This is a genomic window from Cellulosimicrobium sp. BMG9.23, from assembly GCF_059159985.1.
The window spans coordinates 305,751-330,038 of the sequence record NZ_JBZGBZ010000005.1; the positions used below are offsets into that span (position 1 = coordinate 305,751).

The following is a 24,288-nucleotide window of genomic DNA, read 5'->3' on the forward strand; positions in this document are numbered from 1 at the left end:
GCAGGCGTATGAAGGTCATGGCGCAGATGTCGATGGTGATGAACCTCGACAAGTGCATCGGGTGCCACACGTGCTCGGTGACGTGCAAGCAGGCGTGGACGAACCGCACGGGCGTGGAGTACGTGTGGTTCAACAACGTCGAGACGCGGCCCGGCCTGGGCTACCCGCGGACGTACCAGGACCAGGACAAGTGGGAGGGCGGCTGGGTCCGCACGAGGAGCGGGAAGCTCAAGCTGCGCGCGGGCGGGCGGCTCAAGAAGCTCGCGACGATCTTCTCCAACCCGAAGCTCCCGTCGATCCACGACTACTACGAGCCGTGGACCTACGAGTACGACATGCTGCTGTCCGCGCCGCAGGGCAAGCACACTCCCGTCGCGCGGCCGAAGTCGCTGCTCACGGGCGAGAACATGCAGATCTCGTGGTCGGCGAACTGGGACGACGACCTCGGGGGCTCCACGGCGACGATGCAGCAGGACCCGGTGCTCCAGCACATGAGCGAGCACGTCGCGGAAGAGCTCGAGAAGACGTTCATGTTCTACCTGCCGCGTATCTGTGAGCACTGCCTCAACCCGGCGTGCGTCGCGTCGTGCCCGTCGGGCGCGATGTACAAGCGGGCCGAGGACGGCATCGTGCTCGTCGACCAGGACCAGTGCCGCGGGTGGCGCATGTGCGTGACCGGGTGCCCGTACAAGAAGGTGTACTTCAATCACAAGACCGGCAAGGCCGAGAAGTGCACGCTGTGCTACCCGCGGCTCGAGGTCGGCCTGCCGACGGTGTGCTCGGAGACGTGCGTCGGTCGCCTGCGCTACCTCGGCCTCGTGCTCTACGACGCCGACCGGGTCTCGACCGCCGCGGCCGCCGAGGACGAGCACGACCTGCTCGCCGCGCAGCGCTCGATCCTCCTCGACCCGCACGACCCCGAGGTCGTCGCGGCGGCCCGCCACGAGGGCATCCCCGACGACTGGATCACCGCGGCGCAGGCATCGCCGATCTGGAAGCTCATCTCCGAGTACGAGGTCGCCCTCCCCCTGCACCCCGAGTACCGCACGCTGCCGATGGTCTGGTACATCCCGCCGTTGTCGCCGGTGGTCGACACGGTCACGGCGTCCGGCAACGACGGCGAGGACGGGCGCACGCTGTTCGCCGCGATCTCCCAGCTGCGCATCCCGCTCGAGTACCTCGCCGGGCTGTTCACCGCGGGCGACACCGCGCCCGTCGAGAAGGTGCTGCGCCGCCTCGCCGCGATGCGCTCGGCCATGCGCGAGGTCAACCTGGGCAACCCGTTCCCCGAGGAGAACGCGACCGCCGTCGGGATGACGGGCGCCGCGGTGCAGGAGATGTACCGGCTCCTCGCGATCGCGAAGTACGAGGAGCGCTACGTCATCCCCACCGCGCACACCGAGATCGCGCGCGAGCTCGACGAGATGGCGTGCTCGCTCGACGTCGACGGCGGGCCGGGCATGGGCGGGTACGGCGGCACGACGATGTCCGGCGGTGGCCCGTTCGGCTCGTCCTCCGGGCAGCCGATGCCCGTCGCCGTCGAGAACTTCCACGTGCTCCAGGCCCGCCAGACCGGGAACTCGCCGCACGAGCCGTCGACCACGTCGCGCGTGAACCTGCTCAACTGGGACGGCCGCGGACGCCCCGCCGGGCTCTTCCCGCCGGAGCTGGAGTCCGGTCACGCAGCGGACGTCGGCCAGGGCGGCGGCACCCCGCCCGGCGCGCTCGGCACGCTGCCCGGCGGGCGGCAGGACGCGCGCTTCGACGCGGTCGACGGCGTGGAGTCGTCGGGCGAGCCGCCGGATCCCGGGATCCCGGACACCCCGGGCGGTGCGCGGTGACCTCGCTCCTGCCGCTGCCCCGCCTGCGCCCGGGTGCCCGACGCCGCAGTGCCGGGTCCGGCGACGACGCCGCCCGGGCGGTCGCTCCCGTCCCCACGACGGCGGCGCAGCGCCGGACCGCGCACATGGCGGCCTCGCTCCTGCTCGCCTATCCCGACGACGACGTGCTCGCCGCCGCTGCCGCCGTCCGTCCCGCGCTGCCCGGGCTGCCGGCCCCGGTCGCCGAGCGGCTCGGGGGGTTCTGCGACCTGCTGGACCACGCGGCGTCGGGCACGGACGGGCACGGCGGACCGGTCGAGGACGGATCGGGCGAGGACGGATCGGGCGAGGACGGATCGGGCGAGGACGGATCGGGACGCGGCGGGCTGCGCGACCTGCAGGCGCGGTACGTCGCGACGTTCGACCTCAAGCGCAAGTGCTCGATGTACCTGTCGTACTACGCCGCCGGAGACACCCGACGCCGCGGGATCGCGCTCGTCCGGTTCGTCGAGGCGTACCGGGCCGCGGGCTGGGAGCTCGCCGCCCGGACCGCCGCGGGCGGACCGGAGCTGCCCGACTACCTGCCGACCGTGCTCGAGTTCTCGGCGCGCACGACCGGCGACGACGCGACCATCGCCGCCGGGCTGCTCGGCTCGCACCGCGACGGGATCGAGGTGCTGCGCGCGGCGCTCGCGGACACGGGGTCGCCCTGGGCCGCCGTCGTCGAGGCCGTGTGCCTCACGCTCCCGCCGCTCGACGAGGCGATGGAACGGCGCTACGAGGCGCTCGTCACGGCCGGACCGCCGAGCGAGATGGTGGGGCTCGAGGGACTCGCGCCGTTCGGTCCGACGGAGACGGACGAGAGGGGTGGTCGGCGATGAGCGGGGTGAGCGCGAGCGAGATCATCCTGTGGGTCGTGCTGCCGTACGTGACGTTCGCGGTGCTCGTCGTCGGGTCGATCTGGCGCTACCGCTACGACAAGTTCGGCTGGACCACCCGGTCGAGCGAGCTCTACGAGAAGCGGCTCCTGCGACTCGGCTCGCCGCTGTTCCACTTCGGGCTGCTGTTCGTCGTGCTCGGGCACCTGCTGGGGCTCGTCGTGCCGAAGTCGTGGACCGAGGCCGTCGGCATCAGCGAAGGGTTCTACCACTTCATCGCGACGTCGATGGGGACGGTCGCGGCCGTCGTCGCCGTCGCGGGGCTCCTCATCCTCATCTACCGACGGCGCACGACCGGGCCCGTGTTCCTCGCGACGACGCGCGTGGACAAGGGCATGTACGTGTTCCTCGCGGCGTCGATCCTGTCCGGCGCGTGGGCCACGGTGCAGACGCAGATCCTCGCGGGCGGGCACGGCTACGACTACCGGGAGACGATCTCGCCGTGGTTCCGGTCGCTGTGGTACCTCCAGCCGGAGCCCGCGCTCATGGCCGGGGTCCCTGCGTCGTTCCAGGTGCACGTCGTCGCCGCGATGCTCCTCTTCGCCGTGTGGCCGTTCACGCGCCTCGTGCACGCGTTCTCGGCGCCGGTCCCGTACCTGTTCAGGCCCTACGTCGTGTACCGCTCACGCGACGCGTCGACGACCTCGCGCGAGCCGCGGCCGGGCTGGGACCCGTCCTCCCCGCCGAACCGGCGGTGACGGCGGCACCTCCGTTCCCTGGGTGAAAACGGCGCGGGGACGCCCCGAGGCGTCGTGCGGATCCCTCCTTCCAGAGGCGGCCACACCGGCTGCTCCCACCACCTGGAGGAGGCTTCACCATGTTCCACGCAGCCGCGACGCCCGCCACGCCGGCCGCCGCACCACGTCCGACCGGCACCGCCAGCCCCGCCGCCCCGGCGACGCGTCATCTCGTCGCCACCGTCACCGGGCACGTCGACACCGCCGTCGCCGCGACCGCCCGGTTCCTCACGCGGTGGTCGGTGCCGGCCCTGCGCGTCGCGATCGGCATGATCTTCCTCGGCTTCGGGATCCTGAAGTTCGTGCCGGGCGGCAGCCCCGCCGAGACCATCGCCGCACGCACCGTCGAGACGCTCACGTTCGGGCTCGTCGGCGGCACCACGGCCGTCCTCTTCACCGCGGTGCTGGAGACCTTCATCGGCCTGAGCCTGATCACCGGCCGCTTCCTCAAGGTCGGCCTGCTGGCGCTCGCGGTCGCGATGGCCGGGATCCTGTCCCCGCTCGTCCTGTTCTTCGGCGAGCTCTTCGGCGACGGCGTGACCCTCATGGGCCAGTACGTCCTCAAGGACGCGGTGCTCGTCGCCGGCGCCTCCGTCGTCGCGGCCGTCGCGCTGGGTGCACGCCTGAAGCTCGAGGCATGACCGCAGCGCAACCGACACCGAGCCAGCCACCCGAGCCGGCCGCCCAGCCAGCCCGAGCCAGCCGTCGAGCGCGCCACGCGAGCCGGGCGCCGAGAAGTGAGCTTCCGCCCCACATCCTGCTGATTCCGGGGCGGAAGCTCACTTCTCGCGGTTACGGGGCCAGTTCGGGGTCAGCCGGCGTGGAGGTCGAGGGTCATGAAGACGCTGTTGGGGTCGTCGGTGTAGTCGGCGAACGGCGGGCACCCGACGAACCCGTGCCGCGCGTAGAGCCGTCGCGCGGGAACGAAGTAGTCCTCTGCGCCGGTCTCCAGGCTCACTCGACTCATCCCGCGGCCTCGCGCCTCGTCGAGGAGGAACGCGAGCACCGTCGAAGCGACCCCCCGTCCCCGTGCGGCCGCCGTCGTGCGCATCGACTTGAGCTCGCCGAGCCCGCCCGCGTGCGCCTTCAGCGCACCGCACCCCAGCAGCCCCCCGTCCGCCGAACGCGCCGTGACGAACGTGATCTCCGGGACGCGCAACCGCTCGACGTCGAGCGCGTGCACACTCTCCGGCGGCGACGTCGCGAACATGTCGTCGAGGTGCTCCTGCAGCAGCGCGAGGACGTCGGCAGCCGACGGGTCCTCGACGGCGACGCGCACGTCGCCCCGGATGGTCGTCTCGTTCACGGGACGAGGGTCGCACACGCCTCCGAGCCGGAGACGCACCCTCGGGCCGCACGGTCCTCCCCACGACGGCCGCGGACCTCACGACCGGGCGTACTCCGCGAAGGTCACACCGGAGCCGAAGGTCTGCGTGCTGATGTTCTCCCACCGCTGCGGCGCGTAGTCGCGCGCGCCGAACAGCGGTATCCCCCCACCCAGCATGACGGGGTTGATCTTCAGCGCGAGCCGGTCGATCTCGTCGGCGAGCACCGCGGCGAGCACGCCCCCGCCGCACAGCCAGATGCCCTTCCCGACTTCCTGCTTGAGCGCACGGACCGTCTCCCCCGGGTCGGAGTCCGTGACGCGCACCCCCTCGCTCCCGGCAGGCGCCTCGTGCGCACGGGAGAAGACGATCTGCCGCAGGTGCTCGTACGGGTTCGGCAGGTGGTGGTCGGGAAGGCCGACGGCGTAGGTGTTCCATCCCATGAGAACGGTGTCGAACGGGCCGTCGGCGACCGAGAGGCCGGCGGCCTCGGCCAGGCGCGTCGGCGCGGTGCCGCGATACCCCGCCCAGATCGGCTCCATGTGATCGCCCTCGGCGAGGAAGGCGTCGAACTCACCGTGCGGACCGGCGATGTATCCGTCGAGGCTGACGGCGACGTAGTAGGTCACTTCTCGCATCGCGTCTCCAATAACTACAGGTGCAGTGGTTGAAGAGTACAACAGGTGAAGTGGTTGAGCTATCGTCAGCGCATGGCGAAGAACACGGCGCGACGCAGCGCGCTGGCGGACGCGGGGATCGCCGTGCTCGCGCGCGAGGGGTCGCGCGGTCTGACGCATCGTGCGATCGACGACGAGGCCGGGGTCCCGACGGGAACGACGTCGAACTACTTCAGGAGCCGTGACGCGCTCGTCGCCGGGTTGTTCGAGCGCATCGGGGAGCGACTCGCTCCCACACCAGAGGACCTGGCGCGGCGAGCAGCACAGCAGCCCAGCCGCGCGCTGTTCGCCGACTACCTCCGCGACATCGTGCGTCGGCTGTCCGCAGAATCTGATGTCACGCGAGCACTGTTCGAGCTGCGCCTCGCCTCCGGGCGCCGGCCCGAGCTCGCCGCCGTGCTCGAGCCGTGGCTGCGCGCGGGATTCGAGGCCGACGTGGAGTTCAACCGGTCAGCCGGCCTGCCGGGCGGGCGCCGGGAGATCGCCCTGTTCCACTACGCGATCGACGGGCTCCTCTTCGACCGGCTGACCACGCCGGTCGACCCGGAGATCCCGATCGACGACGTGATCGACGCACTCGTGGCAGGTCTCCTTCCGGCGCGATGACCCCTCGTCGAGACGACGGAGGAACGGACGCCGCGCCGTCGTGCACGACCGAGACCACAGCGAGGCGAAGGCCCGAGCGGACAGTGCGGCGTCGTGCACGACGGAGACCTCGGCGAGGCGAAGGCCCAGCGGGCGGTGCGGCGTCGGATGCGAAGGGCGTAGAGGCCGCGCTCCTCAGGCGGACGGCCGACCGCACGAGGTGACGGCGCGGACAGCCCGAGCACCGGCGCCGCACCGCCCGCGCACCCCACGACAGAACGTCTCCGCACCTGCGGGCCTATCATGGATTCTATGCCGCACTTTCGGATCCGTGACGCTGCCGCGCTGCTCGGCGTCAGTGACGACACCGTCCGGCGGTGGGTCGACGCCGGGGACCTCGGCGCGAGCGCCGACGACGCCGGGCGCAAGGTGGTCGACGGCGCGGAGCTCGCGCGGTTCGCCGTCGCGCAGTCGCACCCGACGCCCGACCCGTCGGGCGTCGCACGGTCGGCCCGCAACCGGTTCGTGGGGATCGTCACGGGCGTCGTGAGCGACCAGGTCATGTCGCAGGTCGAGATGCTCTGCGGTGGTCAGCGCGTCGTGTCGCTCATGAGCACGGAGGCCGTGCGAGAGCTGCGGCTCGAGCCCGGGAGCCTCGCCGTCGCGGTGGTCAAGGCGACGACCGTCATCGTCGAGACCCCCGGTGGCGCCGCGTGAGCGCAGCCACCCGCGGCACGGCGGCACTGGGGTCGTTGGCCCTCGCGGTCGGCCTCACGGCGTGCAGCGCGGACGGCGGCGCGCCCGCGGAGGAGCGCACGCTCACCGTGCTCGCGGCGGCGTCGCTGCGCGACGTGTTCACCGACCTCGCGGCGGACTTCGAGGCGGAGCACGACGGCGTGACGGTCTCGCTGTCGTTCGCGGGGTCGTCGGACCTGGGCGACCAGATCCTCGCCGGCGCGCCCGCGGACGTCTTCGCGTCCGCCGACGAGCGGACGATGGACCGCGTCGTCGACGCCGGCGACGCGAGCGACCCGGTCGCGTTCGCGACGAACACGCTGACGGTCGTCGTGCCGCCCGGCAACCCTGGAGACGTCGGGTCGTTCGCCGACCTCGCGCGCGACGACGTCAAGGTCGTCGTGTGCGCGCCCGAGGTGCCGTGCGGGAGCGCGACGGACGCGGTCGCCGACGCCGCGGGCGTGACGATCCACCGCGTGAGCGAGGAGGCGAGCGTCACCGACGTGCTCGGCAAGGTCACAGCAGGCGAAGCGGACGCCGGGCTCGTCTACGTCACGGACGCGACGCTCGCGGGCGACGACGTCGAGGTCGTCGACGTGCCCAAGACCGACGCTGCGCTGAACACCTACCCGATCGCCGTGGTCGCAGCAGCAGCCGACGCCGGGGCGGAGCAGGCGGAACTCGCTCAGGCGTGGGTCGACCTCGTGACCGGCGAGACCGGCCAGGCCGCGCTCACCGAGGCGGGCTTCGGCGCGCCGTGACCAGCACCGAGACCAGCACCGCGACCAGCACCGAGAACAGCGCCTTGACCGGCGTCATGACCGATGCCGAGGTCGGTCTCCTGAGCGGCGCCGAGACCTGCCCGGCGACAGGCGCCGGCTGATGCGCTCGCTCCCCCGCTGGCTCCTCGTCCCGGCGGTGCTCGGCGCGCTGTTCGTCGTCGTGCCGCTCGTCGCGATGGTCGCGCGCGTCGACGTCGCGCCCGGCCCGGACGGCGAGGGCGGGCTCTGGTCGCTCGTGTCCTCGCCGACCGCGCTCGACGCGCTCTGGCTGTCGCTGCGGACGTCGCTCGTCGCCACGGCGTGCTGCGTCGTCGTCGGGACCCCGATGGCACTCGTCCTCGCGCGCACGACGTTCCCCGGGCAGCGGTTCGCGCGGGCGCTGGTCCTGCTCCCGCTCGTGCTGCCGCCCGTCGTTGGGGGCATCGCGCTGCTGTACACGTTCGGGCGGCGCGGCCTGATCGGGCAGCACCTCGAGGTGCTCGGGATCGAGATCGCGTTCACGACGACCGCGGTCGTCCTGGCTCAGACGTTCGTCGCGCTCCCGTTCCTCGTGCTGAGCCTCGAGGGAGCGCTGCGCACGCAGGACACCCGGTTCGAGGACGTCGCGGCGACGCTCGGCGCCCGCCCGACGACGGTGCTGCGTCGCGTCACGCTCCCCCGCGTCCTGCCGGCGCTGCTGTCCGGCTCCGTCCTCGCGTTCGCGCGGGCTCTCGGCGAGTTCGGCGCGACCATCACGTTCGCGGGCGCGCTCCAGGGCGTGACGCAGACCCTGCCGCTCGAGATCTACCTCCAGCGCAGCGCCGACCCGGACGCCGCCGTCGCGCTGTCGTTCGTGCTCGTCGTCGTGGCGGTCGTCATCACGGCCGCCGTGCACGGTCCGCGCGTGCTCGACGGCGGGGGTCCCGGTCGCCCGGGAAGGCGTCGTCGCTCAGGTCCGGGGCGGGGGTCGGGACGGATCGAGGAACGAGCGGTGGGGGCGGTGTCGGATGCGAAGGGCGTAAAAGCCGCGCGCGGCTACGGACAGCCGAACGCCCGAGGTGACGACGCGGCCAGCCCGAGCACCCACAGCGCCCCCACCGTTCGGGTCGCCGCACACGTCGCCGGAGCGGCCGAGCCGCCGGCCTCGCTCGCCGTCCGGGTCGTCGTGCCGGGGCGAGGGCTCGACGTCGACCTCACGGTCGCGCCCGGCGAGGTGGTCGCCGTGCTCGGGGAGAACGGCTCGGGCAAGTCGACCCTGCTCCAGGCGGTCGCCGGGTTGCTGTCTTCTCACGAGATGCGGGCGGGGCGCGTCACCGTTGACGGCACCGACGTCACCCGCGAGCCGCCGCGCGCCCGACGCGTCGCGTGGCTCAGCCAGCGACCGCTGCTGTTCGAGCACCTGTCGGTCGTCGGCAACGTCGCGTTCGGTCTCCGCGCTCGCGGTGCCGGGCGCGGGGCGGCTCGCACCACCGCGCTCGACGTCCTTGCGCACGTCGGCGCAGACGACCTCGCTGGACGCCGGGCGACCGACCTCTCCGGCGGCCAGGCGCAGCGAGTCTCGATCGCGCGCGCCCTCGCGACGGCCCCGCGCGTCCTCCTGCTGGACGAGCCGCTCGCGTCGCTCGACGTCGGCGTCGCGCAGCGTGTGCGCACGGTGCTGCACGACGCGCAGCGCGACCGGCCGCGGACGACGCTGCTCGTCACCCACGACCTGCTGGACGTGCTGCTCCTGGCGGACCGCGCCGTCGTGCTCGAGGACGGGCGGGTCGTCGAGGACGGCCCTGCCACCGAGGTGCTGACGCGCCCGCGGTCCCGGTTCGCCGCGAGGCTCGCGGGCGTCAACCTGCTCGCCGGCGTGGCCTCCGACGTCACCGGGGATGTCGACGCCGTCGATCACGAGGCGAGCCTGACCATCGACGGCACCGAGACCGGCGTCCTGGGGACGTCGGGCGAACCGCTCGCCGTCGGCTCCGCAGCCGTCGCCGTGTTCGAGCCGCGGGCGGTCGCGGTCCACCGCGCGACGCCGGAGGGCAGCCCGCGCAACGCCTGGCGCGTGGTCGTCACGAGCGTCGAGCCGCACGGCCCGCTGCTGCGCGCGTGGGCGCGTGTGGTGAGCGACGGGCCGCGTGCGCGGACCCCCGCGGCCGCGACCGCCGTCGTGCGCGACGACGCCCCGCGCCTCGCCGCCGACCTCACCCCGCGCGCCGTGGCCGAGCTGCGCCTCGCGCCCGGCGAGAGCGTCTGGTTCGTCGTCAAGGCGGCGGAGGTCCGGATCTACGCGCGCTGACCGGATCGCGCCCCTCGGAACGTTGTAGCGCCCGGGGCGACGCGTCAGCCGAACCCGGGTTATACCGCGATCAGCGGCCTGAACGACACACAACCCGGGGTTCGGTAGGGTCCTCAGCCGCCCGTGGGCCGGTCGACGCCGCCGAGCGCGCTGCGCACCTCGCCGACGAGCGCGGCCATCGCCGCCTCGGCGCGCTCCGCGTCGCCGTCCGCGACGGCGTGCGCGACGGCCTCGTGCTGGTCGAGCGCCTCGGGCACGGGCGACGCGGGCATCAGCCCGAGGTGCGTCCGGCCGGAGAGCACCGCGGCGACGACGTCCGCGAGCGCCCCGAACATCTCGTTGCCGCTCGACCGGAGCAGGAGCTCGTGCATCCGCACGTCGAGCGCGAGGAACTCCTCGAGGTCCCCTGCCTCGCCGAGCATCCGCATGCGGGCAGCGGTCGCGACGAGCTCGTCGCGGACCTCCTGCGTCGCGTTCCGCGCGGCGCCGGCCGCGGCGAGCGGCTCGACGGCGTGGCGCAGCTCGGTGAGCGTGCGGAGCTGCGCGTCGCGACCGGGTCCTTCGAGGCGCCAGCGGATGACGCGCGGGTCGAGCACGTTCCACGCCTCCATGCCGAGCACGACGATGCCGACGCGCCGCCCGGAGCGCACGAGCCCGAGCCCTTCGAGGAGGCGCATGACCTCGCGTGCGACGGTGCGCGAGACGCCGAACTCAGTCCCGATCGCGTCGAGAGTGAGGGGCGTTCCGGCGGCGACGTCGCCGCTGGTGATGCGACGACCGAGGGAGTCGAGCACCGTGGTGTGCAGGACCGTCGTCGCCATGACGCCGAGCCTAGTGGGGACTATTGGTGTGATCAATCACTTGCCAATGGTGTTATCAATCAGGCATCCTCGTACGCACGGCGCGACGGACGCGCCACGACACCGACGTCGGACGGACGACGTCGGAGCCGACCGGACCGACAGGAACCCGCATGGACACCACGGACCGCGACACCGCACCCGGCACGCCGACGCAGCCGCCCGGCACCGGCCGAGATCCCGAGCACCTCGTCGTCATGGGCGTGGCCGGCTCGGGCAAGACGACGGTCGCGACGCTCCTCGGCGAGCGCCTCGGCATCACGTACGCCGAGGCCGACCAGTTCCACCCGCAGGCCAACATCGACAAGATGAGCACGGGCACCCCGCTCACCGACGACGACCGTTGGCCGTGGCTCGAGGCGATCCGCGACTGGCTGAGCACCGAGGCCGACGCCGGCCGCTCCGGCGTCGTGACGTGCTCCGCGCTCAAGCGCACGTACCGCGACCTGCTGCGCACCGCGCGCGGACAGGTGTGCTTCGTGCACCTCGACGGCTCGCCCGAGCTCCTCGGCGAGCGCATGCAGCACCGCAGCGGGCACTTCATGCCGACGTCGCTCCTGCCGTCGCAGCTCGCCACGCTCGAACCCCTGACCGACGACGAGCGCGGCTTCCGGCTCGACATCGCCGCGCCGCCCGAGCAGCTCGTGGACGAGATCCTGGCGCGCGCACACCTGCGCGGCACCGCCGAGGCGCGCTGACGCGTCTCCCGCCCGGCCGACCCGCACGACCTGCAGGACCCGCATCGAGACCATGCCCGGGGCCCAGTGCCCACCACCCGACCGTCGACGGAGACAATCATGCCCCCCGAGGACTGGACCCAGACCCTGACCGCGGGCCCGCTGCTCGCGATCGCCGCGGGCGCCATCGCGCTCCTGCTCTTCCTCATCATCAAGCTCAAGCTCCACGCGTTCCTCGCCCTGATCGTCGTCAGCCTGCTCACCGCGCTCGTCGCCGGCATCCCCACGGGGTCCGTCATCGAGGTGCTCACGGCGGGCTTCGGCACGACGCTCGCCACCGTCGCCCTGCTCGTCGGGCTCGGCGCGATGCTCGGCCGGCTCGTCGAGACGAGCGGCGGCGCGCAGGTCATGGCCGACTTCCTCATCGACAAGTTCGGCGAGAAGCGAGCACCGTTCGCTCTCGGGCTTGCGTCCCTCATCTTCGGGTTCCCGATCTTCTTCGACGCCGGCCTCGTCGTGATGCTGCCGATCGTCTTCTCGGTCGGCCGCAAGCTCGGCGGCTCGCTCCTGCTCTACGGCCTGCCCGTCGCGGGCGCGTTCTCCGTCATGCACATCTACGTGCCGCCGCACCCCGGCCCGGTCGCCGCGACCGAGTTCCTCGGCGCGAACATCGGCATCGTCATCCTGCTCGGGCTCGTCGTCGCGATCCCCACGTGGTACGTCACGAGCTACCTGTTCGGCCGCTACGTCGGGAAGCGCATCGACCTCCCCATCCCCGCGATCCTCGGCAAGGCCGACGAGGACCAGCTCGAGAACCCGCCGAAGTTCGGCACGGTCATCACGATCCTCCTGCTGCCGCTGATCCTGATCTTCGCGAACACGGGACTCGACGCGCTGGGGGCCGCGGGCGCCGTCGACCGCGAGAACCCCGGCGTGCTCGCCCTCCGGGCCATCGGCGCGACGCCCGTCGCGCTGCTCATCACCGTGCTCGTCGCCTCCTGGGTGCTCGGCAAGCGCCGGGGCGTGGGCGGGACGGCGCTGGAGAAGACCCTCGACTCCGCGCTCGGGCCGGTCTGCTCCGTCATCCTCATCACGGGTGCGGGCGGAATGTTCGGGGGTGTGCTGCGCGCCACCGGCATCGGCGACGCGCTCGCGGACGTGCTCGGCGACCTCGGCCTCCCGGTGATCGTCGCCGGGTTCCTCATCGCCGCGATCCTGCGCGTCGCGCAGGGCTCGGCGACCGTCGCGCTCACGACGGCGGCCGGGCTCATCGCCCCGGCGGTCGAGGCCGGGAGCTTCAACCCCGTCGAGCTCGCCGCGATCGTCGTGGCGGTAGCCGCCGGGTCCGTGGTGCTCAGCCACGTCAACGACTCCGGGTTCTGGCTCGTCGGCCGGTTCTTCGACATGGACGTCAAGACGACGCTGAAGACCTGGACCGTCATGGAGACGGCCATCGGTGTGATGGGCTTCGCGATCGCGGGCCTGGTGTTCGTGATCGCCTGACGCGCGGGGGCGCCCGCTGACCGGGCGTGCGGGAACGGCGTCGCGCACCACGTGCGCGACGCCGCCCGCGCCTCCGGGGTGGGCCCGGCTCCCGTCCGAGCAGACCGGCGCTTGAGCGCCGGTGTCGGCGATTCAGCCGACCGTTGCCCCGAACACCCGTCCGAGCAGGTACGTGGCGAGCGCGGCGCCGAACCCGATCGCGACCTGCCGCAGCCCGCGCGTCACGGGCGACGTCCCTGACAGCAGGCCGACCGTCGCACCGGTCGCGAGGAGAGCGATCCCGACGAGACCGGCGGCGACCGCCACGGCCGCCGCTCCGGTCAGGCCCAGCAGGTAGGGCAGCACCGGGATGAGCGCGCCGGACGCGAAGAAGAGAAAGGACGACACGGCCGCACCGATCGCCGTGCCGTGGGTCTCGTGCTCGTCGGCGTTCGGAGCCGGCGCGATCTCCGTCTGAGCGGTGTAGGTGGAGAGCACCTCGGACGCGTGCGCCTCGGCCTCGCCCGCCGTCATGCCGCGCGCCCGGTAGACCAGCGCGAGCTCGTTCGCGTCGACGTCGAGGTCGGGCAGCGCGGCCGAGGCGTGCGGGCTCGGCGTCGAGGCGTCGAGAAGCTCGCGCTGCGACCGGACAGAGACGTACTCCCCCGCGCCCATCGACAGGGCACCGGCCAGGAGCCCGGCGAGCCCGGAGAGCAGGACGGTCTGGTTCGAGGCACCCGACGCTCCGATGCCCAGGATGAGCGCGAGGTTCGAGACGAGACCGTCGTTCGCGCCGAACACGGCGGCGCGGAACGTCCCCGACATGCGGTTCCGTCCGCGCGTCGCGAGGCCACGCACGACCTCCTCGTGGATGCGCTCGTCCGCGGCCATGGTCGCCGTCGCGTCCGCGTCGGTCTCGTACGACGAGCGCGACTCGGCCCGCTGCGCGAGCGCGAGGACGAACACGCCGCCGAAGCGCCGCGCGAGCCAGCCCAGGCTGCGGGTGCGCCAGTCGCCGCGCAGCGGCCGCCCGACGTCGTCTCCGAGGAGGTCGAGCCAGTGCTGCTCGTGGCGTCGCTCGGCCTCGGCGAGGGCGAGGAGGATCTCGCGCTCCTCGCCGCTGCGGCGGCTCGCCAGGTCGCGGTACGACGCCGCCTCCGCGCGCTCGTCCGCGAGGTACCGGCGCCACCGGCGCACGTCGCGCGCGCTCGGGTGGCCGACGCGGTCCGCGGGCGCGCCGGACGGGGGTTCGGGAGGGGTGGCCATGCCTCCCATGATGACGATCTTTCGCGTCCCGGTGTTTCGCCTGCCCGAACGGGCGGACGGGGGCGCCCGTCGGACGCCGTCCGTCCGCGCGTGGTTGGATCGACGGCATGACCACACAGCCTGAACGCCCCGAGATCGACGCACCCGAAGGTCCCGCACCCACCGAGCTCGTCGTCGAGGACGTCGTCGTCGGCGACGGACCGGAGGCCGCCCCCGGCTCGACCGTCGACGTCCACTACCTCGGCGTCGAGTACGAGACCGGCGAGGAGTTCGACGCGTCGTGGAACCGCGGCCAGTCGATCAACTTCCCGCTGCGCAGCCTCATCGCGGGCTGGCAGCAGGGCATCCCCGGCATGAAGGTGGGCGGGCGCCGCAAGCTCGTCGTGCCGCCGGAGCTCGCCTACGGCCCCGCCGGCGGCGGCCACCGCCTGTCCGGCAAGACGCTGATCTTCGTCATCGACCTGCTCGGCGTCTCCTGACCCGCTCGACCGCTCCCGCGAGGTAGTACCGCAGTCCGCGAGGTAGTACCCCGGTCGTGCGACCGGGGTACTACCTCGCCGACGCGGAGCACGAGGCCAGCGCCGTGTCCCGCTCCGGGAGTGGTGGGACAGGGTTTGCGACGCCCGGCGTCAGAGCGGACCGTTCCCGGCGGGCGGCGCGGACCCGGACCACCGTGTCGACGGCGACGCCCACGAGCACTCCCCCGACGACCCCGACGACCACGGCGAGGAGCGGGCTGTCGCCGAGCCAGGCGCCCGCGAGCGTGCCGATCGCGACCGAGTACGCGGCCCACACCAGGGACGCGACCGCCGAGAGCCCCATGAAGCGACGCCGGGAGAAGCCCACCGCACCGGCCGTGACGTTGACCGCCGTCCGGCCCACGGGCACGAACCGCGCGGCCAGGACGACGGACGCGCCGCGGCGGTCGAGCGCTCGCGACGCCCAGCCCACGGCACGCTGCCCGCGGGCGCCCCGCAGGGCGGGGAGCGCACGGGTCCCGAGCGCGCGACCGAGCGCGTAGGCGAGCTGGTCACCGCACCACGCACCGAGTGCGGCGACGAGCAGGACGAGCCCCCAGGCCACCCCGCCGCCGGACTGCGCCCCGACCGCGAGCATGACGATGACGGTCTCGCCGGGGATCGGCGGGAAGAAGCCGTCGAACGCTGTCGTCGCGAACAGCGTCGGGAGCGCCCAGACGGAGTCGACGAGCGCCAGCAACCACGACTCGACCTGTCCCCACAGCTCCCCCACCCACGTGACCATGCCCCCAGCCTCGACGACAGGTCCGGCCTCCCACCATGGGGTATCCCCCCGGTTCTCCCCTGAGGCGACCCCGAGCCGCCGCTTGAGAACCTGGGTCCGCGACGTCGAGCCGTGGCCAGGAGGGCGGTCCACCCGACCCGCTCGGCCTTCACGCCGGACACGTGCACGACGTCGTCCTCGGACGGGAGACAATGTGCCCCGACGCATTCGCCTCCCCGCGCCGCAGCCCGCGGACGGGGACGTCCGTGATCGAGGAGCACAGTGGATCGAGGAGCACAGTGATCACTGTCAGCACCGACGGCTCGTGCCTGGTCAACCCCGGCGGGGCGATCGGTTGGGCGTGGATCAACCACGACGGGTCGTTCGACTCCGGTGGCGCCGTGAGCGGCACGAACCAGGTCGCCGAGCTCACAGCCCTGCTGCAAGCGGTCCGCTCGCATCCGGGCGCGGAGCCGCTGCTCATCGAGTCCGACTCTCAGTACGCGATCAAGTGCGCGTCGGAGTGGGTCGTGGCGTGGAAGCGCAAGGGCTGGCGGACCGCCGGCGGTCAGCCGGTGAAGAACCTCGAGCTGGTGCAGGCCATCGACCGGGCGATCACCGAGCGCGCCGGGCCGGTGCGCTTCCGGTGGGTCCGCGGCCACGTGGGCGACCCGTTCAACGAGCGCGCGGACCAGCTCGCGGGCCTCGCCGCCCAGGACTGGGCGGCCGGCCGGGGGGATCTCGACGGGACGCTCGTCCCCGAGCTCGGCGACCCGACGGCCGCTCCTGGGAGAGCCGCGCCGTCGTCCGCCGGGACCGCCGCAGCCGCCGCAGCCACCGCAGCCACCGCAGCCAAGGCTGGCCCGGCAGCCTCCGACTGGGGCATGGACACGCTCTTCGACTGACCGGGCGCCCGCCGAGAACGCCATGAGTGTCGTCAAACCGACGAGAACGACCTCCATGTCGTGTTCGGCAGCGGGCAGTGTCGTGCTCGGCAGCGTGCTCGGGCGTCGGGCACGGTGACGGGTGCGACCATGGGACGGTGACCGTCGCGCCGAGCACGGGCCTGGAGCCCGCCGAGCACGGGCCTGTCGACCGTTCTCGCCCGGAACCGGTGGCCGATCCCGTGCTCGCGGCGGACGAGCCGCGTGCTCGGCGCCTCTCCTCCGACCGGCCGCTCGACCTGCGCCTCACGCTCGCCCGTCTCGTGCGCGGTCCCTACGACCCGACCTTCCGCCTGTCGGCGAGCGGGGAGATCTGGCGGACGAGCCGCCTCGCGTCCGGGCCCGTCACGTACCGCCTCGCGCAGGCGGGGCCGCGCGACGTCGTCTGCCACGCGTGGGGACCGGGGGCCGAGGAGGCGCTCGACGGGCTCCCGGCCCTCCTGGGCGAGCAGGACGACGCGTCCGGGTTCGTCCCGCCGCCCCCGCTCCGCGACGTCCACCGCCGGGCGGCCGGGCTGCGCGTGCCCCGCACCGGTCGCGTCCTCGAGGCGCTCGTCCCCGCGATCCTCGAGCAGCGCGTGCAGACCGTCGCCGCGTGGCGCTCGTGGATCTCACTGGTGCGCCGGTACGGCGAGCCCGCCCCCGGTCCCGCGGGCGGGGTCGGCATGCTCGTCGTGCCCGACGCCGCGACCTGGGCGGGCATCCCCAGCTGGGACTGGCACCGGGCCGGGGTGGACCCGGGACGCGCACGGACCGTGCGGGCGGCGGCCCAGGTCGCGCGACGGCTCGAGGAGTGCGCCGACGTGCTCGACGCCCAGGGGGCGCCCGCAGCGCACGCGCGGCTCCGGCTCGTCCCGGGTGTCGGCGTCTGGACGGCGGCCGAGGTCGCGCAGCGCGCGCTCGGGGACGCCGACTCCGTGTCGGTCGGCGACTACCACCTGTCGAAGGCGGTGGGGTGGGCACTCGTCGGCGAGCGCGTCGACGACGACCGCATGCTCGAGCTCCTCGCGCCCTACGCGCCGCACCGCTACCGCGTGGTGCGCCTCCTGGAGACCTCCGGGCGCGCACGTCCGCCGCGCCGCGGACCGAAGCTCTCGATCCAGGACCACCGGCAGAACTGACGGCCACCCCACCCGCTGAGTGCATGAAAGAGTCGCCAGGATCGGTCGATCCGGCGACTCTTTCATGCACTCACGGTCACTCCGGGAGGGCGCACACCCCGTCGACGCAGGTGCCGGCGTCGTCGGAGCCGACCATCGTGAAGGTCTGCACTTCCTCGTGGTGGGGCGCCGCCTCGGCCGCGGACACCGTCATGAGGGTCGTGCGGCGCGGGTTGGCGATCGAGTGGAAGAGCGTGGTGTCGGTCATCGGGAGATCCTCCTCGTGGGATTCACGGGCTCCGGTGCACGGGGGAGTCGGTGCCGGCAGCGGTGCGGGCGTCTGTCCAGTGTCAGTGATACCGCGTCTCGGCACCACCGCACCGGCTGTGACGTGCGTCGCTCCGGTCGCCGCCGCTCAGGCCGCGGCACCCTCGGTAGCCGCCTGTTCGAGCACCTGCACGAACACGGCGGGGTCCTGCGCGCCTGAGACTCCGTACCGTCCGTCGACGACGAAGAACGGGACGCCGTTGATGCCGTAGGCGCGGGCCTGGTCGATGTCCGCCTGCACGTCGTCGGCGTACCGACCGTCCTCGAGCGCGGCGACGGTCTCCTCGCGGTCGAGCCCGACCTCCGCGGCGAGGTCGGCGAGGGTCTCGACACGGCCCACGTGCCGCCCCTCCTCGAAGTACGCCTTGAGCAGTCGCTCCTTCATCTCGACCTGCTTGCCGTGCGCCTTCGCGTGGTGCAGCAGCTCGTGGGCGGCCAGCGTCTTCGTGTGCTGCACGGCGTCGAAGTCGTACGCGAGCCCCTCGGCCGCGGCGAGCTGCGTCATCTGCGCGAGCATCTGCTCGACCTGCTCGCGCGGCATCCCCTTGTGTCCCGCGAGGAAGTCGACCTCCGTCCCGTCGAAGTCGACCGGCGTGTCCGGGGACAGCTCGAACGAGTGGTACTCGATCTCGACCTGCGGCGCGAAGCCGCTCTCCTCGAGGCGCCCGAGCGCCGTCTCGAGACGTCGCTTGCCCACGTAGCACCACGGGCACGCCACGTCGGACCAGATGTCGATCTTCACCGTCGAGGGGTTCTGGGTCATGTGACGGTTCAACTGTCCCGGAGGCTCACCGATTCCCCGGCGCCGCTGTGACGTGCGCCGCGCGGTAGAGGTCCTGCAGCACCATGATCTCCGCGCCGTGGTGGATCAGCTCGCGGTTCATGTGCGCGACGAGATGGGCGAACGGGGACTGCGCGTCGATCTCCGTCGCCTGGCTCAGCCCGACCGTGAACACGTCCTCGTCGGCCAGCGCGTCCACGTCGGCGCGCCAGCGCTCGACAGCGTCCCGCAGCCCGGCGACGGCGGGACCCACCTCGCCCGAGAACGGCACCGCGTCCCGCCGTCGCTCGTGGCCGCCGAACGTCCACTCCCAGCGCTCGACGTACGCCTCCGTGAGGTGTGCGACGAGCCACGCGATCGTGCGCGGCTGCGGCGACTCGGAGCCGGCCGGCCACTCCATGACCCACTCCCCCGGTCCGAGCGTGCGCGACGAACGCTCCTCACCGCGCCGCACGACCCGCAGCGCGTCCGGACCCGGTTCCCACTCGAGCTCGGCCTGCGTCACGGTGGCCAGGCGGTCCGCGAGGACGAGCCACGAGAAGCCCAGCTGACCTCGGACGACGGCGGACGCCGTCGGGACGGAGAGCACCGACCAGTCGAACTCAGGGCTCCCGTAGCCGTGCTGCTCTGCGCCGGCAGCCTCAGTGCCATCGGTGCCGCCAATGCCCTCGATGCCGTCAGTGCCGTGCTCGTCCGCGTGCGCCATCGCCGTCTCCCGACCCTCGACCGTCCCGACGTGCGCGAGACTAGGACGAGGCACCCACACCAGCCGCCGCCCACCCGGCGCGCCAGGTACCCGGACGCCACCCGACACCCCACCCGCCGAGACCCACCGGAGAACCGCCGTGCGTCTACGTCCCCGCACCGTCCTGCTCGTCGCGACCGGGGTCGCCGTCGTGCTCCTCGCCGCGCTCGTCGTCTTCCTCGCGGTCAACGGGGTCGACGGCGTCCCCGACTGACGCCGGGCCGTCCGTCCGCGCGGCCCGCCGCGCGCCCGCGGGGAGCGCGGGGGATCCTGCTGGGAGGCCCGAGTCCGTCGGACCCTGAGCAGGAAGGCGTCCCGTGACAGCGAACGACACCGCACCCGACCCCCAGCTCGTCCTCGTCCGCCACGGGGAGACCGAGTGGAGCGCCACGGGCAAGCACACCGGCCGCAGCGACATCCCGCTCACGGTCGCGGGCGAGCAGCAGGCGGTCGCGGCAGGTGTGTGGTTGCAGCGTTGGGCCGACGCGCGAGGGCGACGCCCCGCCGTCGTGCTCGCCAGCCCCCGGCAGCGGGCGCGGCGCACCGCCGACCTCGCCGGGTTCGCGGACGTCCCGACGGACGACGACCTCGTCGAGTGGGACTACGGGCCGGTGGAGGGCCGCACGACGCGCGAGATCTCCGCCCAGCTCGGACGCGAGTGGCTCGTCTTCCGGGACGGGGTCAACGTGCTGTCCTCGCCCGACCGGCACCGCGGCGAGGCGCTCGACGACGTGGCCGCCCGGTGCGCCCGCGTCCTCGCCCGGGTCGAGCCGACGCTGCGCGACGGCGGCGACGTCGTCCTCTTCGCCCACGGGCACGTGCTGCGCGTCCTCGCGACCGTGTGGCTCGGCGTCGAACCGGGGCTGGGCGCACGCCTGGAGCTCGGCACGGCGACGATCTGCCTGCTCGGGTACGGCCACGGCCTGCGCACGATCGAGGGCTGGAACCTGCCCGCGACCTGATCGTCGTGCCGACAGTCCTCGGCCCGTCCACAGGGGTGGGACGCCTCTGGGCCGGGGCCTCACGAGGTGGCACCATGCTCCCCATGGGACTGAGCGAGAAGCACCTCACCGAGGGCGAGCACGTCGTCATGGAGCTCAAGGAGCACGCGAAGGCGCTGTTCTGGCCGCTCGCGCTGCTCGCGCTCCTCGTCGTGGCGGTCGTCGTCGCGGTGGTCCTCGTCCCGGACCCGGTCGTGCGCTGGGTGATCGCCGGTGCCGCGCTCGTCGCGGCCGTGATCTGGGTCTTCGTGCCGTGGCTGCGCTGGCGCACCACCGAGTACACGGTGACGAACAAGCGCATCTCGCTGCGCACCGGCATCATCACGCGCACCGGCCGCGACATCCCGCTCTACCGCATCAACGACGTCAACTACGAGAAGGGCCCGATCGACCGGCTCTTCGGGTGCGGGACGCTCGTCATCTCCGACGCCACCGACAAGCCGGGTCTCGAGCTGCACGACGTCCCCGACGTCGAGAACGTGCAGGTCCGGCTGCACGACCTCCTCTTCAGCGCCGACGACGGGTCGGACGACGGCGAGTGGCCGCCGAACGAGCCGTCGCGCGGACCCCGAGGTCCCCGCGCGCCGCGCATCCCGCGCGCCGAGCACGGCTGACGCTCAGCGCGACCACCCCGCACGCGGGGGACGGCTGACGCTCAGCGCGACCACCCCGTCCCCTTCGGCGGACCGAGGATCTCCGCCAGACCGGTGCCGAGGCACGCGTGCCACCACGCCCAGTCGTGGCCGCCGTCGACCTCGGTGAGGACCACGTGCTCGCGTCGGCCGCGCAGCAGGTCCCGCACCTCACGGTTCGCGTCCGTGATCGTCCCCTCGTGGGCGCCGACCTGCAGCACCGTGCGGCCGGTGCGCGGGGGCGCGGTCCGGAGCCAGCCGGCGACGTCGCGCGCCGACTCGTCGTCGAGGTCCGGCCACCACAGCGACCCGGACTGCGCGAGCGCGTTCCCGAACCGGTCCGGACGGTGCCGCACCTCCTGGAACGCCGCGAGGCCGCCGAGGCTCTGCCCGGCCGCGACGGTCAGCGCGGGGTCGCGCGTCACGCGCACCCCGCGGTCCGCGAGGTCCCGCGTGACCTCGGGCAGCAGGTGGTCGGCGAGGTCGTCGTAGAACGCCGTGCTGCCGGGCAGGTCCCGCCCGCGCTCGGCCGGGGTCGGCGAGCCCACGAGCACGGCGACGAACGGCGTGACCGTGCGGCGGACGAGCGCGTCGAACAGCGAGCGGGCGTCGAGCTGTTCGGCCCAGACCAGGCCGTCGTGCAGCACGACGAGCGGCAGCTCGCGCCGGCCTGCGACGGGGGACCCGACCGGCGCGTGGGCCGCGGCCGACGGCACGTAGGTCCACACGGGGTAAGCGCCCGCGCCGGGTCGCTGCCAGTCGCGCCGTTCGAGGACACCGCGCGGCGCGCCGTCGGGCAGTGCGGGCGGGCGCGGCGCGCGCGGGCCGCGCGCGACCGAGCGGGCCTCGCCCCGCAGACCCCGGTACGACGGCGACGGGTTGAGCGCGTCGTGGACGGAGCGACCCACGAGGTCGAGCCACCACGCGCGGGTCGCCGGGTCGTTCCTGGCGCCCGGGGCGACGGGCTCCTCGTCGAGCGGGAGGAAGCCGTACCCGGAGACCCACTCCGGGCCGGTCGCGAACGCCGCCCACCACACGTCCGTCCCGGGCACGCGCTCCATGAGCCCGTCCGCGAGGCGTGAGCGGTCGGCGAACGGCTGGACGTCGACGTAGACGGCCGCGGCGCGCGCGTCCCGGTGGAGGAAGAGCGTGAGGTCGGTCGCCCCGGGGCCGGGGACGCGCAGCGGCGTGCCGATCCGGGCGACCTCGTCCCACCACGCGTCGGAGCCCACTGCCGCAGGGCTGGCGACGACGTCGCACAGCCTCTCCGCGATCAGCGACAGCCGCCCGCGCAGGCCCTCGCGGAGGAGCGGCCGAAGATCACGGACGACGGACGCGGGTGACGTGGCCTGCACCTGACGAAGGGTAGCGGCACCCGGCCCGCCCGACCCGCCGGCCCGTTCGACCCGCCGGTCCACCCCGACCCGAGCCGGCCCCGGCCGCTCGCCTGGCTCGGTCGACCGTCCGTCCTCAGTCGTCCACCCCGTGGCCGGCGGCGATCTCGGCGCGCTCGCGCAGCTCGTCCGCGAGGGTGATGTCGCCGCCGAGCTGGGCCGCGAGGAGACGTCGGGCGACGTCGGCGGCGCGCTCCGGGTCGGACCCGCGGCCGGTCCACGCGCCGAACCAGTCCTGGAGCGTCACGCCGTGCTCGGGCCGGTAGCAGACGGTCACGGCGTCGCCCGCGCGGAGCTCGCCGGAGCGCACGACCCGCAGGTACGCGCCGGTCCGGTTCGCGACGGCGAACCGCTTGACCCACCTCTCCTCGCCCAGGTACCGCGCGAACGTCGCGCACGGAGTGCGCGGGAGGGTCACCTCGAGCAACGCCGTCCCGACGGACCACCGCTCGCCCACGACGGCGCCGCTCACCGGGACGCCCTGCACGCGCAGGTTCTCGCCGAACAGCCCCGGCGTCACCTCGCGCCCGAGCTCCCCGGCCCACCACTCGGCGTCGTCCTGCCCGTACGCGTACACGGCCTGGTCCTCGCCGCCGTGGTCGGCGCGGTCGGCCTGCACGTCGGCGTAGAGCCCGAGACGGCGCACCTTGACCGGGCCGTCGACGGGTCGCTTGTCGATCGCCGTGACACCGATGGGGCCGGCGTCGGGCAGGAGCGCGTGCACACGGCACACGGCGAGCAGCGCGCCGGTCGGGGCGGACGACGCGAGATCGGTCACGGGGGCGGTGGTCGCGGTGCTCATCCTCGGATTGTCGCAGCCCGGGTACGGTCGGGGAATGAGCACCGCCCGTCCCTCCCGCTGGGAGCAGAAGGTCGCCGCCGACCCGTCCCACTCCACCTGGTACGTCGAAAGGTTCCGCAGCATGGCCGCCGAGGGCGCCGACCTCGCGGGCGAGGCGCGTCTCGTCGACGCGATGCTGCCGCGCGGCTCGCGCGTGCTCGACGCGGGCTGCGGCCCCGGCCGCGTGGGGGCCGAGCTCGCGGCGCGCGGGCACGTCGTGGTCGGCGTCGACGTCGACCCGGTGCTCGTCGAGGCCGCGCGCGGGGACCACCCGGGCCCCGACTGGCGCGTCGGGGACCTCGCGGAGCTCGACCTGCCCGCGGAGGGCGTGGCCGAACCGTTCGACGCGATCGTGTGCGCGGGCAACGTCATGACGTTCCTCGCGCCGGGCACGGAGGTCGAGGTGCTCCGGCGGTTCAGGGCACACCTCGCGCCGGGCGGCCGGGCCGTCGTCGGGTTCGGTGCCGGACGCGGATACGCGCACGACGCGTTCCTGGCCGACGTCGTCGCGGCGGGACTGCGCGTGGAGCTCGCCCTCGCGACGTGGGACCTGCGCCCGTACTCCCCGGACGCCGACTTCCTCGTCGCCGTGCTCTCCGCCTCGTGAGCGCCGCACGGCGCGCGGGCGGCCCGGTCCTCGCCCTCGGCGTGCTCGTCGCGGTGGCCGCGTGCGGCGGCAGCGCCGAGCCGTCGGGACCCGCGCCACCGCCCGACGCGCTCGCGTCCTACGCGCAGGCAGGCCAGGCGATCCACGCCGACGTCCAGGACGTGCTCGGCGCCGACGGCTGGGCCGACGACCACGTCCCCACGGCGACGGGGCAGGAGGACGGCCGCTGCGTAGTCGTCCTCCTGGACTCCCACGCCACGCGCGACGGCGCGTCGCCCTACGACCGGCTCGAGGACGTTCCCGACGCGATCGCCCCCACGCTCGAGGAGCACGGCTTCGGCGCGCCCTCGGACGTCGTGCACCCCGAGCACGGCGGGTCGGCGTACGTCGAGGCCGAGGACCCCGCCGGGTGGTCGGTGCGCGTGACCGTCGACGGCGACGTCGTGCGCCTCGACCTGTCCGGGCCCGTCGCGCTCGACCCGTGCGACGAGGCCGGCCTGCCGGCGCTCGGCTGACGGGGCGTA

General features: G+C 73.7%; 28 protein-coding genes. 18 read left to right on the top strand and 10 right to left on the bottom strand.

The window, feature by feature from the left end:
* Positions 1-8 precede the first annotated feature (8 nt).
* The 4 genes from narH (at position 9) to AC4H2G_RS10190 (ending at position 4,136) form a co-directional block, all read left to right on the top strand.
* Positions 9-1,841 (top strand): nitrate reductase subunit beta, encoded by a 1,833-nt coding sequence (gene narH, locus AC4H2G_RS10175; protein ID WP_494365634.1) that lies wholly within the window; start codon positions 9-11, stop codon positions 1,839-1,841.
* Positions 1,838-2,701, top strand: a complete 864-nt coding sequence (gene narJ / locus AC4H2G_RS10180) for a nitrate reductase molybdenum cofactor assembly chaperone (RefSeq protein ID WP_494365635.1) — start codon at positions 1,838-1,840, stop codon at positions 2,699-2,701. Before narH ends, narJ begins: the two co-directional genes overlap by 4 nt.
* On the top strand, positions 2,698-3,456 hold the full coding sequence (narI, locus tag AC4H2G_RS10185) for a respiratory nitrate reductase subunit gamma (protein ID WP_494365636.1): 759 nt from the start codon (positions 2,698-2,700) through the stop codon (positions 3,454-3,456). The genes narJ and narI overlap by 4 nt, the downstream gene beginning before the upstream one ends.
* A gap of 119 nt (positions 3,457-3,575) precedes the next feature.
* A complete protein-coding gene (locus AC4H2G_RS10190; protein ID WP_494365637.1) occupies positions 3,576-4,136 on the top strand; it encodes a DoxX family protein in 561 nt (186 codons plus the stop codon).
* Between the two features lie 170 nt (positions 4,137-4,306).
* Here AC4H2G_RS10190 and AC4H2G_RS10195 read toward each other — a convergent pair whose 3' ends face one another.
* Entirely contained in the window at positions 4,307-4,801 is a 495-nt protein-coding gene (locus AC4H2G_RS10195) for a GNAT family N-acetyltransferase (protein ID WP_494365638.1), read from the bottom strand.
* Between the two features lie 78 nt (positions 4,802-4,879).
* Positions 4,880-5,458 carry a dihydrofolate reductase family protein gene (locus AC4H2G_RS10200; protein ID WP_494365639.1) on the bottom strand — a complete coding sequence of 193 codons (579 nt, stop codon included), beginning with the start codon at positions 5,456-5,458 and terminating at the stop codon, positions 4,880-4,882.
* A gap of 72 nt (positions 5,459-5,530) precedes the next feature.
* Between AC4H2G_RS10200 and AC4H2G_RS10205 the strand changes: the two genes are divergently transcribed.
* The 5 genes from AC4H2G_RS10205 (at position 5,531) to AC4H2G_RS10225 (ending at position 9,865) form a co-directional block, all read left to right on the top strand.
* Complete coding sequence (locus AC4H2G_RS10205) at positions 5,531-6,103, top strand: TetR/AcrR family transcriptional regulator (protein WP_494365640.1); 573 nt, start codon at positions 5,531-5,533, stop codon at positions 6,101-6,103.
* A gap of 291 nt (positions 6,104-6,394) precedes the next feature.
* A complete protein-coding gene (locus AC4H2G_RS10210; RefSeq protein WP_494365641.1) occupies positions 6,395-6,799 on the top strand; it encodes a TOBE domain-containing protein in 405 nt (134 codons plus the stop codon).
* Positions 6,796-7,578, top strand: a complete 783-nt coding sequence (gene modA, locus AC4H2G_RS10215) for a molybdate ABC transporter substrate-binding protein (protein WP_494365642.1) — start codon at positions 6,796-6,798, stop codon at positions 7,576-7,578. The genes AC4H2G_RS10210 and modA overlap by 4 nt, the downstream gene beginning before the upstream one ends.
* Positions 7,575-7,700: a hypothetical protein gene (locus tag AC4H2G_RS10220; RefSeq protein ID WP_494365643.1), complete on the top strand. Its 126-nt coding sequence runs from the start codon at positions 7,575-7,577 to the stop codon at positions 7,698-7,700. Before modA ends, AC4H2G_RS10220 begins: the two co-directional genes overlap by 4 nt.
* Entirely contained in the window at positions 7,700-9,865 is a 2,166-nt protein-coding gene (locus AC4H2G_RS10225) for an ABC transporter permease (RefSeq protein ID WP_494365644.1), read from the top strand. The genes AC4H2G_RS10220 and AC4H2G_RS10225 overlap by 1 nt, the downstream gene beginning before the upstream one ends.
* Before the next feature lie 113 nt (positions 9,866-9,978).
* Here AC4H2G_RS10225 and AC4H2G_RS10230 read toward each other — a convergent pair whose 3' ends face one another.
* Positions 9,979-10,686 carry a FadR/GntR family transcriptional regulator gene (locus AC4H2G_RS10230; protein ID WP_494365645.1) on the bottom strand — a complete coding sequence of 236 codons (708 nt, stop codon included), beginning with the start codon at positions 10,684-10,686 and terminating at the stop codon, positions 9,979-9,981.
* 152 nt (positions 10,687-10,838) lie between these two features.
* Between AC4H2G_RS10230 and AC4H2G_RS10235 the strand changes: the two genes are divergently transcribed.
* Entirely contained in the window at positions 10,839-11,423 is a 585-nt protein-coding gene (locus tag AC4H2G_RS10235; RefSeq protein WP_494365646.1) for a gluconokinase, read from the top strand.
* A 99-nt stretch (positions 11,424-11,522) separates the two neighbouring features.
* Complete coding sequence (locus AC4H2G_RS10240) at positions 11,523-12,905, top strand: GntP family permease (protein WP_494365647.1); 1,383 nt, start codon at positions 11,523-11,525, stop codon at positions 12,903-12,905.
* A 132-nt stretch (positions 12,906-13,037) separates the two neighbouring features.
* Here AC4H2G_RS10240 and AC4H2G_RS10245 read toward each other — a convergent pair whose 3' ends face one another.
* Positions 13,038-14,150: a VIT1/CCC1 transporter family protein gene (locus AC4H2G_RS10245; protein WP_494365648.1), complete on the bottom strand. Its 1,113-nt coding sequence runs from the start codon at positions 14,148-14,150 to the stop codon at positions 13,038-13,040.
* Between the two features lie 107 nt (positions 14,151-14,257).
* On the opposite strand from AC4H2G_RS10245, the gene AC4H2G_RS10250 reads away from it, so the two are divergent.
* Positions 14,258-14,629, top strand: coding sequence for an FKBP-type peptidyl-prolyl cis-trans isomerase (locus AC4H2G_RS10250; RefSeq protein WP_494365649.1), 372 nt, complete (start codon positions 14,258-14,260; stop codon positions 14,627-14,629).
* Between the two features lie 70 nt (positions 14,630-14,699).
* Here the strand turns inward: AC4H2G_RS10250 and AC4H2G_RS10255 are convergent, their stop codons facing one another.
* Positions 14,700-15,413, bottom strand: a complete 714-nt coding sequence (locus AC4H2G_RS10255; RefSeq protein WP_494365650.1) for a DedA family protein — start codon at positions 15,411-15,413, stop codon at positions 14,700-14,702.
* Positions 15,414-15,691: 278 nt separating this feature from the next.
* Here AC4H2G_RS10255 and AC4H2G_RS10260 point away from each other — a divergent pair, with 278 nt between their 5' ends.
* Complete coding sequence (locus AC4H2G_RS10260) at positions 15,692-16,297, top strand: ribonuclease H family protein (protein WP_494365651.1); 606 nt, start codon at positions 15,692-15,694, stop codon at positions 16,295-16,297.
* Between the two features lie 137 nt (positions 16,298-16,434).
* Positions 16,435-17,457 (top strand): DNA-3-methyladenine glycosylase family protein, encoded by a 1,023-nt coding sequence (locus AC4H2G_RS10265; protein ID WP_494365652.1) that lies wholly within the window; start codon positions 16,435-16,437, stop codon positions 17,455-17,457.
* Between the two features lie 76 nt (positions 17,458-17,533).
* On the opposite strand, the gene AC4H2G_RS10270 is transcribed toward AC4H2G_RS10265, so the two are convergent.
* The 3 genes from AC4H2G_RS10270 to AC4H2G_RS10280 all read right to left on the bottom strand — a co-directional run bounded on the left by AC4H2G_RS10270 (position 17,534) and on the right by AC4H2G_RS10280 (position 19,250).
* Positions 17,534-17,704, bottom strand: coding sequence for a hypothetical protein (locus tag AC4H2G_RS10270; RefSeq protein WP_494365653.1), 171 nt, complete (start codon positions 17,702-17,704; stop codon positions 17,534-17,536).
* Between the two features lie 147 nt (positions 17,705-17,851).
* Positions 17,852-18,526 carry a DsbA family oxidoreductase gene (locus tag AC4H2G_RS10275; protein ID WP_494365654.1) on the bottom strand — a complete coding sequence of 225 codons (675 nt, stop codon included), beginning with the start codon at positions 18,524-18,526 and terminating at the stop codon, positions 17,852-17,854.
* Positions 18,527-18,551: 25 nt separating this feature from the next.
* Positions 18,552-19,250, bottom strand: coding sequence for a DinB family protein (locus tag AC4H2G_RS10280; protein ID WP_494365655.1), 699 nt, complete (start codon positions 19,248-19,250; stop codon positions 18,552-18,554).
* 356 nt (positions 19,251-19,606) lie between these two features.
* Here AC4H2G_RS10280 and AC4H2G_RS10285 point away from each other — a divergent pair, with 356 nt between their 5' ends.
* Complete coding sequence (locus AC4H2G_RS10285) at positions 19,607-20,251, top strand: histidine phosphatase family protein (protein WP_494365656.1); 645 nt, start codon at positions 19,607-19,609, stop codon at positions 20,249-20,251.
* Between the two features lie 83 nt (positions 20,252-20,334).
* Entirely contained in the window at positions 20,335-20,904 is a 570-nt protein-coding gene (locus AC4H2G_RS10290; protein ID WP_494365657.1) for a PH domain-containing protein, read from the top strand.
* 41 nt (positions 20,905-20,945) lie between these two features.
* On the opposite strand, the gene AC4H2G_RS10295 is transcribed toward AC4H2G_RS10290, so the two are convergent.
* Positions 20,946-22,277: an enterochelin esterase domain-containing protein gene (locus AC4H2G_RS10295; protein ID WP_494365658.1), complete on the bottom strand. Its 1,332-nt coding sequence runs from the start codon at positions 22,275-22,277 to the stop codon at positions 20,946-20,948.
* Positions 22,278-22,392: 115 nt separating this feature from the next.
* Entirely contained in the window at positions 22,393-23,118 is a 726-nt protein-coding gene (locus AC4H2G_RS10300) for an MOSC domain-containing protein (RefSeq protein WP_494365659.1), read from the bottom strand.
* A 34-nt stretch (positions 23,119-23,152) separates the two neighbouring features.
* Here AC4H2G_RS10300 and AC4H2G_RS10305 point away from each other — a divergent pair, with 34 nt between their 5' ends.
* Both AC4H2G_RS10305 and AC4H2G_RS10310 read left to right on the top strand, forming a co-directional pair.
* Positions 23,153-23,764, top strand: coding sequence for a class I SAM-dependent methyltransferase (locus tag AC4H2G_RS10305; RefSeq protein WP_494365660.1), 612 nt, complete (start codon positions 23,153-23,155; stop codon positions 23,762-23,764).
* Positions 23,761-24,279, top strand: a complete 519-nt coding sequence (locus AC4H2G_RS10310) for a hypothetical protein (protein ID WP_494365661.1) — start codon at positions 23,761-23,763, stop codon at positions 24,277-24,279. The genes AC4H2G_RS10305 and AC4H2G_RS10310 overlap by 4 nt, the downstream gene beginning before the upstream one ends.
* The last annotated feature ends 9 nt before the right edge of the window (positions 24,280-24,288 follow it).